The sequence below is a fragment of the Micromonospora thermarum genome (assembly GCF_012034245.1).
GTDB classification, from domain to species: Bacteria; Actinomycetota; Actinomycetes; order Mycobacteriales; family Micromonosporaceae; genus Micromonospora; species Micromonospora thermarum.
Genome location: NZ_JAATEO010000019.1, coordinates 97,773 through 110,852, shown reverse-complemented (window position 1 = coordinate 110,852; position 13,080 = coordinate 97,773). Strand labels below are relative to the sequence as shown.

The 13,080-nt window shown below is 74.1% G+C and carries 16 protein-coding genes; 10 read left to right on the top strand and 6 right to left on the bottom strand.

Features of this window, described 5'->3' with window-relative positions:
* Positions 1-46: 46 nt before the first annotated feature.
* Positions 47-334, bottom strand: coding sequence for a GNAT family N-acetyltransferase (locus tag HCJ94_RS18445; RefSeq protein ID WP_168002266.1), 288 nt, complete (start codon positions 332-334; stop codon positions 47-49).
* The gene (locus HCJ94_RS18440) at positions 331-1,557 is read right to left on the bottom strand and encodes a cysteine desulfurase-like protein (RefSeq protein WP_168002265.1); all 1,227 of its coding nucleotides are present in this window, start codon (positions 1,555-1,557) and stop codon (positions 331-333) included. The genes HCJ94_RS18445 and HCJ94_RS18440 overlap by 4 nt, the downstream gene beginning before the upstream one ends.
* Positions 1,558-1,621: 64 nt before the next feature.
* On the opposite strand from HCJ94_RS18440, the gene HCJ94_RS18435 reads away from it, so the two are divergent.
* The 7 genes from HCJ94_RS18435 (at position 1,622) to HCJ94_RS18405 (ending at position 6,024) form a co-directional block, all read left to right on the top strand.
* Positions 1,622-1,984, top strand: coding sequence for a hypothetical protein (locus HCJ94_RS18435; protein ID WP_168002264.1), 363 nt, complete (start codon positions 1,622-1,624; stop codon positions 1,982-1,984).
* Between the two features lie 60 nt (positions 1,985-2,044).
* Positions 2,045-2,866, top strand: a complete 822-nt coding sequence (locus HCJ94_RS18430) for a DUF1206 domain-containing protein (protein WP_168002263.1) — start codon at positions 2,045-2,047, stop codon at positions 2,864-2,866.
* A gap of 81 nt (positions 2,867-2,947) precedes the next feature.
* Positions 2,948-4,144 carry a mechanosensitive ion channel family protein gene (locus HCJ94_RS18425; RefSeq protein ID WP_168002262.1) on the top strand — a complete coding sequence of 399 codons (1,197 nt, stop codon included), beginning with the start codon at positions 2,948-2,950 and terminating at the stop codon, positions 4,142-4,144.
* Between the two features lie 369 nt (positions 4,145-4,513).
* Positions 4,514-4,948, top strand: coding sequence for a phage holin family protein (locus tag HCJ94_RS18420; protein WP_168002261.1), 435 nt, complete (start codon positions 4,514-4,516; stop codon positions 4,946-4,948).
* The gene (locus tag HCJ94_RS18415) at positions 4,945-5,256 is read left to right on the top strand and encodes a DUF3618 domain-containing protein (RefSeq protein ID WP_168002260.1); all 312 of its coding nucleotides are present in this window, start codon (positions 4,945-4,947) and stop codon (positions 5,254-5,256) included. The genes HCJ94_RS18420 and HCJ94_RS18415 overlap by 4 nt, the downstream gene beginning before the upstream one ends.
* A complete protein-coding gene (locus HCJ94_RS18410) occupies positions 5,253-5,525 on the top strand; it encodes a DUF4235 domain-containing protein (RefSeq protein WP_168002259.1) in 273 nt (90 codons plus the stop codon). The genes HCJ94_RS18415 and HCJ94_RS18410 overlap by 4 nt, the downstream gene beginning before the upstream one ends.
* Positions 5,526-5,820: 295 nt before the next feature.
* A complete protein-coding gene (locus HCJ94_RS18405; protein WP_011905669.1) occupies positions 5,821-6,024 on the top strand; it encodes a cold-shock protein in 204 nt (67 codons plus the stop codon).
* Positions 6,025-6,216: 192 nt separating this feature from the next.
* Here the strand turns inward: HCJ94_RS18405 and HCJ94_RS18400 are convergent, their stop codons facing one another.
* Both HCJ94_RS18400 and HCJ94_RS18395 read right to left on the bottom strand, forming a co-directional pair.
* A complete protein-coding gene (locus tag HCJ94_RS18400) occupies positions 6,217-6,453 on the bottom strand; it encodes a hypothetical protein (protein WP_168002258.1) in 237 nt (78 codons plus the stop codon).
* Positions 6,447-7,430: an aldo/keto reductase gene (locus tag HCJ94_RS18395; RefSeq protein WP_168002257.1), complete on the bottom strand. Its 984-nt coding sequence runs from the start codon at positions 7,428-7,430 to the stop codon at positions 6,447-6,449. Before HCJ94_RS18395 ends, HCJ94_RS18400 begins: the two co-directional genes overlap by 7 nt.
* A 248-nt stretch (positions 7,431-7,678) precedes the next feature.
* Between HCJ94_RS18395 and HCJ94_RS18390 the strand changes: the two genes are divergently transcribed.
* A complete protein-coding gene (locus tag HCJ94_RS18390; RefSeq protein ID WP_168002256.1) occupies positions 7,679-8,473 on the top strand; it encodes a trans-aconitate 2-methyltransferase in 795 nt (264 codons plus the stop codon).
* Positions 8,470-9,495: an adenosine deaminase gene (locus HCJ94_RS18385; protein WP_168002255.1), complete on the top strand. Its 1,026-nt coding sequence runs from the start codon at positions 8,470-8,472 to the stop codon at positions 9,493-9,495. The genes HCJ94_RS18390 and HCJ94_RS18385 overlap by 4 nt, the downstream gene beginning before the upstream one ends.
* A 329-nt stretch (positions 9,496-9,824) precedes the next feature.
* Here HCJ94_RS18385 and HCJ94_RS18380 read toward each other — a convergent pair whose 3' ends face one another.
* A complete protein-coding gene (locus HCJ94_RS18380; RefSeq protein ID WP_168002254.1) occupies positions 9,825-11,225 on the bottom strand; it encodes a HAMP domain-containing sensor histidine kinase in 1,401 nt (466 codons plus the stop codon).
* A 29-nt stretch (positions 11,226-11,254) separates the two neighbouring features.
* Positions 11,255-11,944: a response regulator transcription factor gene (locus tag HCJ94_RS18375; RefSeq protein WP_155332820.1), complete on the bottom strand. Its 690-nt coding sequence runs from the start codon at positions 11,942-11,944 to the stop codon at positions 11,255-11,257.
* 73 nt (positions 11,945-12,017) lie between these two features.
* Here HCJ94_RS18375 and HCJ94_RS18370 point away from each other — a divergent pair, with 73 nt between their 5' ends.
* Entirely contained in the window at positions 12,018-12,938 is a 921-nt protein-coding gene (locus HCJ94_RS18370) for an ADP-ribosylglycohydrolase family protein (RefSeq protein WP_168002253.1), read from the top strand.
* Positions 12,939-13,080 lie beyond the last annotated feature (142 nt).

Genomic DNA, 13,080 nt, shown 5'->3' with positions numbered 1-13,080 from the left:
GGCGCCGGCCCGGCGTCGTCGGGGCGCCTGGCGCCGGGTGCGGGCGTCAGGTCCCCTGGGCCACCAGGTCGGCGTACTCGGGGTGGCGCTTGATGAAGGCCGCCACGAAGGGGCATTGGGGGACGATCTTCGTGCCGCGCTCGCGCAGTTGGTCGAGGGTGCCCCGGACCAGCGCCGCGCCGACGCCCATGTTCTGGAACTTCTCGTTCACCTCGGTGTGCGTGAAGACCAGGTACCCGTCCCGGGGCACGTACGCGGTGAAGCCCGCGAGGGCGTCGTCGACCAGGATCTCGAAACGGTGCTTGGCGGGATTGTCCTCGACCAGGGTGCTCACCCGGCCATTCTGCCCCCGGCGCGGGTCAGGGTGTCCAGTTCGGTGAGGAGGCGGTCCACCTCCGCGTCGGTGTTGTAGTGGTAGATGCTGGCGCGGACCGCCCCGCCGCTGTCCCGCAGCCCCATCGTCTGGAAGTACTCGTAGGCGTAGTAGTCGCCGGAGGAGAGGCAGAGCCCGGCCGCGCCGAGGGCCTCCTGCGTCGCCGCCGGGGACAGGTTCGCCAGCCGGAACGACACCGTCGGGCAGCGCCGCGTGGGCGAGCCGAGCACGGTCAGGCCGGGCAGCGCGGCGAGGCCGTCGAGCAGCCGCGCCAGCAGCGACTCCTCGTACGCCTGGGCGGCGGCCAGGCTGGTCCGCAGCCGCTCCCGCCGGCTCCCGGTCGCCGTCGGGTCCAGGCCCGCGAGGTGGTCGACCGCGGCGGCCACGCCCGCCAGCAGCGGGAAGCTCGGCGTGCCGTACTCGAACCGGTCGGGTACCGCGTCGGAGGAGGGGCGCAGCTTCGCCGGGCGCAGCCGCTCCCAGCGCGCCGGATCGGCGACCATGGCGGCCAGGTGCGGCCCGGACCACTTGTAGGCGCTGGTGACCAGGAAGTCCGCGCCGAGCGTGGTGAGGTCGGTCGGCCCGTGTGGGACCGAGTGCACGCCGTCCACGCAGACCAGCGCACCGGCCGCGTGGGCGGTCTTGGCGATCGCCGGCACGTCCGGCACCGTGCCGATCGCGTTGCTGCCGGCCGTCACCGCGACCAGCCGGGTCCGCTCGCCGACCAGGTCGGCGTACTGGCCGGCGGACAGCTCACCGGTGCGCCCGTCGAACTCGGCCCAGCGCACCGTCGCGCCGGCCGCCTCGGCGGCCTGGATCCACGGCCGGACGTTGGCGTCGTGGTCGAGCCGGGACACCACCACCTCGTCGCCGGGCCGCCAGGTCGCGCCGAGCGTCCGGGCCAGCGTGTACGTCAGCGCGGTCGCGCTCGGGCCCAGCACGACGCCCTCCGGCGCCGCCCCGACCAGGTCCGCCACCGCCGCCCGGGCGGCGTCCACCAGGTCCAGCGACCGGCGGCCCGGCAGGTTGGCGGCGCTGCGGTTGCCGAGCGCCGTCCGCATCGAGTCGGCAACCGCCTCGATCACCGCTCCGGCGGTCTGGGTGCCGCCGGCACCGTCGAGGTGGACGTGGCCCTCGGTCAGGGCGGGGTACGCGGCCCGGGTGCGGGCGATGTCGAACGGCATGACCGGACCCTAGCGGCCGCCGACGATCATGGCCGGGTCGCCGGCGTCTCGTACTCTTGGCGCCGTGACGAACCGACGCAAGCTCCCCCTGACCCCCGCCCGCCGGGCCGCCGGCCTGCTCGCCGGCCTGGCACTCGGTGTGGCCGTGCTGGCCGGTTGCAGCTCCGAGGGCGCCTCCACCGACTGCTCGCTGGCCGGCTCCTGCACGGTCACCTTCGACCGGGGTGTCGACGCCTCGGCCAACATCCTCGGCGTCGAGGCCAAGCTGGTCGGCGCTGAGGGCGACCAGGTGACCGTCGAGATCGCCGGCGAGCAGGTGACGCTGACCACCGGCCAGCAGGCCGCCCAGGTCGGCGACTTCGCGGTCACGCTGGAGAGCGTGACCGACCAGGAGGTCAAGATCCAGGTGGCGGCCAACGCCGGCTGAGCCCGGGCGGCGGCGGTGGGGCCACGTTTGGAAATCTTCGCGTCCGGAGATTGAGCCGCCATGTCTCTCACCCGGAACGCCGAAGCCACCGCCGCCCGCACGGCGAACAGCAAGTGGCTGGAACTCCTCGCCCGGGCCGGCTTCATCGGCTACGGGGTTGTGCACCTCCTCTTCGCCTGGCTGGCGCTGCAGATCGCGTTCGGGAAGCCCGCCGCCGGCGGTGACCAGTCCGGCGCGCTGCGGACCATCGCCGCCCAGCCCCTCGGCAAGGTCCTCGTCGTCACGATCGCGGTCGGCCTGGCGGCCATGGCGAGCTGGCAGGCCCTCGAGGCCGCCGTCGGCCACCGTGCCGAGCAGGGCAGGGAACGGGTCTGGGAACGGCTCGCCTCGCTCGGGCGGACCCTCGTCTACCTCTACTTCGCCTGGACCGCGTTCAAGGTCTTCAGGGACGCCTCCGCCAACAGCGCGGACCAGCAGGAGGCCCTGACCGGCCGGGCCATGGAGTCCGCCGGCGGTCGCTGGCTCGTCGGCCTGGCCGGCCTCGTCCTCGCCGCGATCGGCGTCGGCCTGGTGATCTACGGGCTGGTCAAGCGCTTCGAGAAGCACCTGAGGACCGGCGAGATGAGCCCGCGGACCCGCCAGCTCACCCGCCGGCTCGGCGTCGCCGGCTACGTCGCCAAGGGCATCGCGTACGGGATCGCCGGCCTGCTGGTGGTCGTCGCGGCCGTCAACTACGACCCGGAGAAGGCCCGCGGCCTCGACGCCGCGCTGCGGACGCTGCGCGAGCAGGCGTACGGGCAGGTGCTGCTCACCGTGGTCGCCCTCGGCATCGCGGCGTTCGGCGTGTTCTGCTTCCTCCAGTCCCGCTACCGGAAGGTCTGAACTGGTCGATTCCGCCGTCCACCGGCACCATTGGGGTTTTGCCCGATGCGCTCGACGTCCGGTTGAAGAGGGGAACTACCTGTGCAGAGCTACCTCGGGACGATCGTCGCCGTGTTCGCTGCGGCGGCGATCGCCCTGTTCGTGGTGGAGGTCGTCCACCGGATGATCCGGCGACTCGGTCGGCGGTCGCTGCTCATGACGGAGCTGACCCAGCACGCGCACCGCTCGTTCCAGGTCGCGGCCACCGTCCTCGCCGTCCACTTCGCCGTCCGGTTCACCACCGGGTACGCGGTCGGCAGCGCGTGGCGGCAGGTCCTCCTGCACGTGCTGGTGCTCGCCGTGATCGCCACCGCCGCCTGGCTGGTCGCCGCGCTCCTGGTGGTCGCGGAGGACACGGCGCTCGCCCGGTTCCGGGTCGACGTGCCGGACAACCGGCACGCCCGGCGCGTACGCACGCAGGTGGTCATGCTCCGCCGGCTGACCATCGCGGTGATCGTGGTGCTGACCCTCGGCGTGATGCTGATGACCTTCCCGGCCGTGCGGGGCATCGGCGCCGGTGTGCTGACCAGCGCCGGTGTGGTCGGTGTGGTGGCCGCGCTGGCCGCGCAGAGCCTGCTCGGCAACGTGTTCGCCGGCCTCCAGCTCGCGTTCAGCGACGCCGTACGCCTCGACGACGTCGTCGTGGTCGAGGGGGAGTGGGGCCGGATCGAGGAGCTGACCCTCAGCTACGTGGTGGTGCAGATCTGGGACGACCGCCGGTTGATCCTGCCCACGTCGTACTTCACCAGCACGCCGTTCCAGAACTGGACCCGTACCGAGGCGGCGGTGCTCGGCACCGCCGAGTTCGACGTGGACTGGTCGGTGCCGGTGCAGGCGATGCGGGAGGAACTGCGCCGCCTGGTGGAGAGCAGCGAGCTGTGGGACGGCCGGGTCTGCGTACTCCAGGTCACCGACGCGACCGGCGGCATGATCAAGGTCCGCGCCCTGGTCAGCGCGGCGGACGCCGGCAGCCTGTGGGACCTGCGCTGTCTGGTCCGCGAGCACCTGGTCGCCTGGGTCCGGGACCAGCGACCGACCGCCATGCCGCGGATGCGCGCCGAGGTGGGCGACGCCGACAGCAACCTGGCGTGGCAGTGGGTGCAGCCCCGGCGCCCCGCCCGCCGGCTCGCCGACGGCGACGTGCCCGACGACGCCCGGGTCTTCGGCGGCAGCGACGACGGCGACGCCCGCAGCGAGGCCTTCGTCGGCCCCGACGAACCGGTGGACGCCCGCCGCTGACCCGACCCCGGTCCGAACGAGCCCCCGGTCGCCTCCGGCGCCCGGGGGCTCGTTCGTGTCGGCACCCCGACGCCATCCGCGCCGATCATGCACGTCCTGCCCGGACGAAACAGTGCGGAAAGGGCCAAAGGGGGGCCGAATGTGCATGATCGCGAGCGGGAAAGGGGCGGCATGGCGTGACCTCGCGTCGAGGCCGGCGTTGGGCGGGCAGGGGAGCACGAAGGTTTGGTTTCCGCATATTCGGGGACGTGCTGCCCGACACCCCGCGCCTTCCGGTAGGTCGCGGGGACGCGGCGGTCGGACGGCCGGGAAGGATTGACGGGCGGCGACTCCGGGCATACAGCGCGGTGATGATGAAAGGAGGACAGCATGGCTGACGTGGCGAATGCCCGCACGACCCGGACCGGGAGCGAGCCGTCCACCGCCGAGCTCGTGCAGCGGGCCACGGAGCAGGTCTCCCGCCTGGTCCGCGACGAGCTGGCCCTCGCGCGTGCGGAGCTGACCCAGAAGGGCAAACACGCCGGTATCGGTATCGGTCTCTTCGGTGGCGGCGGCGCGCTGGCGCTCTACGGCCTCGGTGCCCTGGTCGCGACCGCGATCCTGCTGCTGGACCTGGTCCTGCCCGCCTGGGCGGCCGCGCTGATCGTCGCGGTGGTGCTCTTCCTGGTCGCGGGCATCCTCGCCCTGATCGGCAAGAAGCAGGTCAGCCAGGCGGTCCCGCCGGTCCCGGCGGCCACGGTGCGCAGTGTCCGCGCGGACCTCGACACCGTCACCGCGGCGGTGAAGGACGGGAGACGGGCATGACGGGCAACGGGCGGGGCAGCGACACCGAGGCCCTCCGGGAGGAGATCCGGCGGACCCGGGTCGAGTTGGGCGAGACCGTGGAGGCGCTGGCGGCCAAGGCCGACGTGAAGAAGCGCCTCAAGTCCTCCACCGAGCAGGCGAAGGAGCGGATGCGGGAGCAGGCCGCGATGACGGTCGCCCGGGTGCGCGGGCAGGCCCGGCAACGGGGTGAGCGGGTGCGGGGCAACCCGGCGCCGTTCGCCGCGCTCGCGGCGGGCGCGCTGGCCGCTGCCGTCGTGCTGATGATCGTCCGAGGGAGGCGCCGGTGAGCCGGGGTATCGGAAAGGCCGCGTACAAGCCGGTCGGCGTCCTGATGGGTATCGCCGCCGGCACCGTCGCGGGCGTCATCTTCCGGCAGGTGTGGAAGGTGACCGCGGGCGACGGCGAGGCGCCGAGCGCGACCGACGAGGACCGCCGCTGGGGCGAGATCCTCGCGGCGGCGGCGCTGCAGGGGGCCATCTTCGCGGTGGTGCGGGCCGCCGTCGACCGGGGCGGCGCGATCGGCGTACGCCGGTTGACCGGCCGGTGGCCGGACTGACGCGGCGCTCGACCTGGGCCCCCTTGCCATTTCTCCAGCGGCGAGGGGGCCTTTCGCCGGTCGGAAGGTACCCACCGGACTGATCTCTGGCATCCGACAGGTCACATGTCGGAGAATTTCGTCCGGTAGGCTGTGCAGAGTTTTTGCGTACGTGGTTTGCTGTTCCACGCTGTTGTAGAGATGGCGTGGGTTGAGAGAAGTCTCCTTCAACGGGGGCCGCCTCAGGCGCCGCTGCTCGAAAACGGCCAACCGGCCGCACGGCGTGCTCGGCCGCCAGTTTTAGAAGGAGATACACATGGCGCAGGGAACCGTGAAGTGGTTCAACGCTGACAAGGGCTTCGGCTTCATCACCGTCGACGGCGGGGGTGCTGACGTGTTCGTCCACTTCTCGGCCATCCAGACCAGCGGCTACCGCACGCTGGAGGAGAACCAGCGGGTGGAGTTCGAGATCGCCCAGGGTCAGAAGGGTCCGCAGGCCGAGCAGGTCCGCCCCCTCTGAGTGGTGCCGGCCGGCAGCCCGGCCAGTGGGCGATCCGGCCCCCCGGATCGACGCGAAGCCCCGTATCCCGTCCGGGATGCGGGGCTTTCCCTGTGTCCGGTCAGGATGCGCGCGGCGCGCCGTGATCCGGCGGGAGCGTCGGCGTCGGTCGCCCCGGGGCGCGGTGTCACGGGGGTGGCGCGGGCGGGAGCGTCAGCGCCGGTCGCGGGCGCGCAGGCCGAGCCAGAGCAGGACCAGCCCGGCGAGCGCGACGACCGGGCCGACGACGACCCACAGGTCCACACCGGTCATCACGCTGCCCTCGACGTGCCCGAGCCCCTGCACCGTCCAGAGCGCACCGAGGACCACGGCCACCAGGCCCACCGTGAGCGTCAGCCAGCCCTTCATCACGTTCTCCCGTCCCCGCCCGGGGTCCGTCCCGTTCACCACCGGTCGTGCACCTGCGGTCGGATCAGCTCGTCGTACACCTCGGTGACGGTCGCCCGGTCCTGCTCGGACAGTGGCGGCTGGTCGGCCACGGCGGCGTTGGCCCGGGCCTGGGCCGCGTCCCGGGCGCCGGGGATCACCACGGTCACGCCGGGCTGGTCGGCGACCCAACGCAGCGCGAACTGCGCCATCGTGCGGTCCGGGCCGACCAGCGGCGCGAGGCGGCGGACGGCCTCCAGGCCCACCGTGAAGTCGACGCCGGAGAACGTCTCGCCGACGTCGAACGCCTCGCCGTGCCGGTTGTAGGTGCGGTGGTCGTCGGGGGCGAAGGTGGTGTGCTCGTCGTACCGGCCGGAGAGCAGGCCGCTGGCGAGCGGCACCCGCGCGATGATCCCGACGCCGGCGGCGGCCGCGGCCGGCAGCACCCGTTCGAGGGGCTTGAGGCGCAGGGCGTTGAGGATGATCTGCACGCTGGCCACGCCCGGACGGGCGATCGCCGTGAGCGCCTCGTCGCAGGTCTCCACGCTCACCCCGTACCCGGCGATCCGCTCCTCGGCGACCAGCGTGTCGAGGGCGTCGAACACCGCGTCGTCGGCGAAGACCGGCGTCGGCGGGCAGTGCAGCTGCACCAGGTCGAGGGTGTCGACACCGAGGTTCTTCCGGGACCGGTCGGTCCACTCCCGGAAGTGCGCGAGGGTGTACGCCTCCGGCGTCTGGGCGACCCGGCGGCCCATCTTGGTGGCCACCGTGAGCCCCGCGTCGGGCCGGGTGCGCAGGAACCGCCCGATCAACTGCTCGCTGCGGCCGTCCCCGTAGACGTCGGCGGTGTCCAGGAAGGAGACTCCCGAGTCGACGGCGGCGGCGAGGACCGCCATCGCGTCGTCCTCGCTGACGGTGCCCCAGTCGGCGCCGAGCTGCCAGGCACCGAGCCCGATCACGCCGACGGTCCGGCCCAGCCGGGGGAAGGTGCGCTGCTCCATGCCCCAAGCCTAGTGCGGCGTCCAGGAACGTTCGCCGCGCCCCGGCGGGCCCAGACAACGACCGGCGGCGTTGGAGTCGGGCCCGGATACAACACCGGTATCCGGGCCGGACTCCGCCTTGCCGGCTCGCCGCCTGGACCTCGCCGCGACACTGGCAACGTCCCTGGACGCCGCACTGTGATCCGCTTGCCGGGCCGCGCGTCGGGCCGTACGGTTAACAAGACGGACGTACGGTTTGGGAGGCTCGCGTGTGGGATCCGACGGCGTACCTGCGCTACGGCGACGAACGGTCCCGGCCGTTCCACGACCTGCTCGCCCGCGTCCCCGCCGACCGGCCGCGGGCCGTGGTCGACCTCGGCTGCGGGCCCGGCACACTGACCGCCACCCTCGCCGACCGGTGGCCGGGCAGCCGGGTGACCGGCCTCGACTCCTCCCCGGAGATGGTGCACCGCGCCGCCGCCCTGGCCGCCCCGGTCGACTTCGCCGTCGCCGACGTCCGCGACTGGCGCCCCGGCCCGGACACCGACGTCGTCGTCAGCAACGCCGTGCTCCAGTGGGTGCCCGGCCACCAGGACCTGCTCACCCGCTGGGCCCGCGAGCTGCCCGCCGGCGCCGTGATCGCGGTGCAGGTGCCGGGCAACTTCGACGCGCCCTCGCACCGGGCCCTCCGCGCGGTCGCCGCCCGTCCCGCCTGGCGCGACCTGCTCGGCCCGCTGCTGCGGGAGGCACCCGTCGACGATCCGGTCGGCTACACGCACCTGCTGGTCGCCGCCGGCTGCGCCGTGGACGCCTGGGAGACTACCTACGTGCACCTGCTCCCGGCCCCGGCCGACGGGGACCACCCCGTCCTCACGTGGATGGAGGGGACGGCGCTGCGCCCGGTCCGGGCGGCGCTGGACGCCGCCGGCTGGTCCGCCTTCCGGACCGAGCTGGGCGTACGCCTCGCCGAGGCGTACCCGCCCCGCGAGGGCCAGGTGTACTTCCCATTCCGACGCGTCTTCTTCGTCGCCCGAACCGGCGCCCGTGCAGAGGAGAACCTGTGACCGACCTGCCCACCTTCATCGCGGGACTGCCCAAGGTGGAGCTCCACGTGCACCACGTCGGCTCCGCCTCGCCCCGGATCGTCGCCGAGCTGGCCGCCCGCCACGAGGGTCGCAGCCCGGTCCCGGCCGACCCGGCCGCTCTCGCCGACTACTTCGCCTTCCGCGACTTCGCGCACTTCATCGAGGTCTACCTGAGCGTGGTGGACCTGATCCGGGATCCGGAGGACGTCTGGATCCTCACCCACGAGGTCGCCCGTGAGCTGGCCCGACAGCAGGTCCGCTACGCCGAGCTGACCGTCACCCCGTACTCGCACGTGCACCGGGGCATCCCGGCGCCGGCGTTCTGCGAGGCGATCGAGGACGCCCGCAAGCGTGCCGAGGCCGACTTCGGCATCGAGCTGCGCTGGTGCTTCGACATCCCGGGTGAGGCCGGGTTGCCGGCGGCCGAGGAGACCCTGCGGATCTGCCTGGAGGAGCGCCCCGACGGGCTGGTCAGCTTCGGGCTGGGCGGCCCGGAGATCGGCGTACCCCGGCCGCAGTTCAAGCCGTACTTCGACCAGGCCCGGGCGGCCGGCCTGCGGTCGGTCCCGCACGCGGGGGAGACCACCGGCCCGCAGACGGTCTGGGACGCGCTGCGCGACCTCGGCGCCGAGCGGATCGGGCACGGCATCTCCGCCGCCGACGACCCGCAGCTGCTCGCGTACCTCGCCGAGCGGCAGATCGCCCTGGAGGTCTGCCCGACCTCCAACGTGCGCACCCGGGCCGTGGCGCGGATCGAGGACCACCCGCTGCCCCGGCTGGTGGCGGCCGGCGTCCTGGTGACGATCAACTCCGACGACCCGCCGATGTTCGGCACGACGCTGAACGACGAGTACGCGGTGGCGGCCCGCCTCCTCGGCGTGGGCCCGGACGGACTGGCCGCGCTGGCGCGCAACGCGGTGACCGCGTCCTTCCTCGACCCGACCGCGAAGCAGCGCCTCGCCGGCGAGATCGACGCGTACCTGGCGACCGCCCCGCGCTGACCCCGGCCGCCGGCCGGTACGTGTCGCCGAGATCGTGCTCGATCCATGAAGTAGTGGCCTCCCCGCCGCGGGGAAGGCCACTACTTCCATGTTCGAGCCTGATCATGCGGATCACGGCGTCGTGTCGGGAGTGGCGCGCGGCGGGAGGCGGTGTGGGGGGACCGATTCTCCCGCCGCGCGCACGGCCCCACCGGCCGAAGGTGCGCGGGGCAGGTGGCCGGCGGAACTGATGGGTTCGTGCCTTTGATCCTGGCAGCTGCGCGTCGGGACGGCGCCGGTGTTAACCCGGATCTAAGCAAGACTTGCGCCGGCCCACAGCCCGCCCCGGGTCAGCCGGTGTCGCGCTGCCGCGGCCACCGGCGGCCGCTGGCCTTCTGGTCGCGGACGTCCCGGGCCATCCGGCCCACCAGACCGAACCGGCTCACCTGGCGGGGTGTCGCCTCCGGGTCGGCCAGCAGCATGACCACGCTCGCCCCGCCCAGCCGGGCCCGGTCGATGCTGACCGACCCGTTCGCCTGCAACGCCACCCGCTTGGCGATGTCCAGCCCGAGACCGGTCGAACCGCGGTCGCTCGCACCCCGGCGCAGCGCCCGGTCCGGGTCCGCGATGCCCGGCCCGGCGTCGTCGACGCGGATCGCCACGTACCCGTCCCGCCGGGAGACGGCCACCTCGAACGCGGTGCCCTGCGGCGTGTACCGGAAGACGTTGCCGATCACCGCGTCCAGCGCGGCGGCCAGTTCCGCCCGGGGCACCGGCGCCGGGATGCGCAGCTGCGCGCCGATGACCCGGTGCGGCCGGTTCTGGTCGCCCGCCAGTGCGGACCAGAACACCATCCGCTCCCGGACCACCTCGCTCACGTCGCACGTCGCCGGCGCGGTCTCCTGGGTGACCGCCTTGCGGGTGGTCTTGATGAGCTGGTCGACCTCGCCCTCCAGGGTGACGATCGCCTGCCGGATCCGCCGGATCCCGCGTCGCCGGTCCAGCTCGGCCTCGCTGAACGTCCCGATGCTCGTGTCGTCGGACTCCAGCGCCTCGGCGTCGAGCCGGAGCGCGGTCAGGGGCGTCCGCAGCCGGTGCGACAGGTCGGCGACCAGCTCCCGCTCGTCGGCGCGGGCGTCGACCAGCCGCTCGACCATCCGGTTGAACGCGTACCCGGCCTCGGCCAGCTCCCGCGGGCCGGTCGGCTCCACGCGGACGTTGAGGTCGCCGCCGCCGAGGGCGCCCGCGGCGCGGACCAGGCCGCGCGCCGCGTCCACGGCGCGGGCCGCCACCCGGTCCACCATGAGCACCGCCGCGCCGACCAGGGCGACGGTCACGCCGAGCAGCAGGAGCCACCGGTCGCCGGAGCCCCCGTCGAGCTCGGACCCGGGCACGAAGACCTCGACCACCGCCGTCCGGTCGCCGAGCAGCACCGGGTCGAGGCGTACCACACCACCGTCGACGTCGACGACGAGCGAGCGCCCCTCGGCCCGGGCCCGCTCCAGATCCGCGGCGGCGGCCCGGCCCGCGGACGCGTCGACGTCCAGCCCGTGGACCACCGGCCGGGTGGCCGGGTCGTCCCCGCTGGCCGCGACCGCCCGCTCGACCACCTCCGGGGCGGTGCTCACGGCGAGCGCTCCGGTGACCAGCGCACTGCGCCGGGCCGCGTCGGCGATCGCCTCCTCGCGGGCGCGGTCGCCGAGGCTCGAGGTGAGCGGCACCAGGAACGCGAGTGCCACCAGGGTGCACATGCCGGCCGTGACCAGGGCCAGCGTCCGCCTCAGTCCGGCGGCACCAGTCGGAAGCCCACCCCCCGCACGGTGCGCAGGTAGCGTGGCTTCGCCGCGGACTCGCCCATTTTGCGACGCAGCCAGTACAGGTGAACGTCGATGGTCTGGTCCTCGCCGACCGACGGTTGCCGCCATACCTCCTCCAAGAGCTCGCGGCGGGACACTACCCGGCCGGGTCGTGCGGCGAGATACGCCAGCAGGTCGAACTCCTTGCGGGTCAGCGCCAGCGGTTCACCGTCGAGGTGGGCGCTGCGCTCCCCGACGTCGACGCGCAGCCCGCCGACCTCGTGCACCGCCGGCTGTACGCTCCGGCTGGCCCGGCCGGCGCGCCGCAGCACGGTGGTGATCCGGGCGTCCAGGTGCGCGCCGGTGAACGGCTTCACCATGTAGTCGTCGGCGCCCGCCCGCAGCAGCCGGACCACGGACTGCTCGTCGTCGCGGGCGGTGGCGATGATGATCGGCACGTCGGTGATGCCCCGCAGCATGCGCAGCGCGTCCGAGCCGTCGAGGTCGGGCAGCCCCAGGTCGAGCACCACGAGGTCGGGTGTCTCGGCCGCCACCCGGCGCAGCGCGTCGAGCGCGGTGCCCACCGCGTGCACGGCGTGCCCCCGGTCGGCGAGGGAACGCAGCATCGCGCCGCGGACGACGTGGTCGTCTTCGACCAGGAGCACGGTGGCCACGCCAAGACGGTACTCGGCGTGGCAAGTTGATCGCGTTGCGGCGCCCCCGCAAAACCGGCAAGCTGGTACAACGATGTCCTTCACGCTCTTCGCCGACACCCGACTCGCGCTCGCCCGGGACTCGCTCGCCGGCCTCTCGGTCGGCGACGCGCTCGGCTCCCAGTTCTTCGTTCCGGGCCGGCGCCCGGCCGATCTGGCCGCCGGCCGGCTCCCGCCCCCGCCGTGGGCGTGGACCGACGACACCGAGATGGCGTGCTCCGTCGTCGCCGCCCTCGCCGAGGGCGGCCGCATCGACCGGGACGCGCTCGCCCTCGCGTTCGCCGAGCGGTGCGAGCCGTACCGGGGATACGGCCCGGGGGCGGTCGCCATCCTGCGGCTGATCCGTACCGGCACCCCGTGGCCGGTCGCCGCCGCGTCGGCCTTCGACGGGCAGGGCTCGTGCGGCAACGGCGCCGCCATGCGGGTCGGGCCGCTGGGGGCGTACTTCGCCGACTCGACCGCCCGGGCGGCGGCGCAGGCCCGGGCCTCGGCCGAGGTGACCCACGCCCACCCGGAGGGCGTCGCCGGCGCGGTCGCGGTCGCGGTGGCCGCGTCGCTGTCCGCCCGCGGTCGCTTGGACGGGCACCGCCCGGAACCGGGCCGGTTGCTCGCCGGCGTGGCCGCCACGCTCGACCCGGCCACCGAGGTGCACCGGGGCGTACGGCGGGCCGCCGGCCTGCTCGGCCGGCCGCTGGCGGAGGTCGTGGCCGCCCTCGGCAACGGTTCCCGGGTCACCGCCCAGGACACCGTCGCCTTCACCTGCTGGGTCGCCGCCGGCCACCTGGACGACTACCCGGCGGCGGTCCGCGCCTGCGTCGAGGCGGGCGGTGACGTGGACACCACCGCCGCGATCGTCGGGGCGGTGGTCGCCGCGTACACCGGGGTCGGCACCCCGGGCGGGGTGCCGACCGAATGGCTCGACGCCCGCGAGCCGCTGCCCGACTGGCTCCCCTGACTGCCGCGCCGGCCGGCCTGCGGACCGTGGCGCCGCCGGCGGACGCCGAGGCGTCATGGTCGCGGCTCCGGCCTGCTGCTCGTCGTGCCCGGGTGCCGGCCGTGCCGATGCCGGCCGTGCGCCGGTGCCGGCCGTGCGCGGG

What these genes read in the sequence shown, in the direction of transcription:
- HCJ94_RS18440 (WP_168002265.1), bottom strand. Translation starts at nt 1,557, where the DNA reads ATGCCGTTCGACATCGCCCGCACCCGGGCCGCGTACCCCGCCCTGACC.
- HCJ94_RS18430 (WP_168002263.1), top strand. Translation starts at nt 2,045, where the DNA reads ATGTCTCTCACCCGGAACGCCGAAGCCACCGCCGCCCGCACGGCGAAC.
- HCJ94_RS18420 (WP_168002261.1), top strand. Translation starts at nt 4,514, where the DNA reads ATGGCTGACGTGGCGAATGCCCGCACGACCCGGACCGGGAGCGAGCCG.
- HCJ94_RS18415 (WP_168002260.1), top strand. Translation starts at nt 4,945, where the DNA reads ATGACGGGCAACGGGCGGGGCAGCGACACCGAGGCCCTCCGGGAGGAG.
- HCJ94_RS18405 (WP_011905669.1), top strand. Translation starts at nt 5,821, where the DNA reads ATGGCGCAGGGAACCGTGAAGTGGTTCAACGCTGACAAGGGCTTCGGC.
- HCJ94_RS18395 (WP_168002257.1), bottom strand. Translation starts at nt 7,430, where the DNA reads ATGGAGCAGCGCACCTTCCCCCGGCTGGGCCGGACCGTCGGCGTGATC.
- HCJ94_RS18380 (WP_168002254.1), bottom strand. Translation starts at nt 11,225, where the DNA reads ATGTGCACCCTGGTGGCACTCGCGTTCCTGGTGCCGCTCACCTCGAGC.
- HCJ94_RS18370 (WP_168002253.1), top strand. Translation starts at nt 12,018, where the DNA reads ATGTCCTTCACGCTCTTCGCCGACACCCGACTCGCGCTCGCCCGGGAC.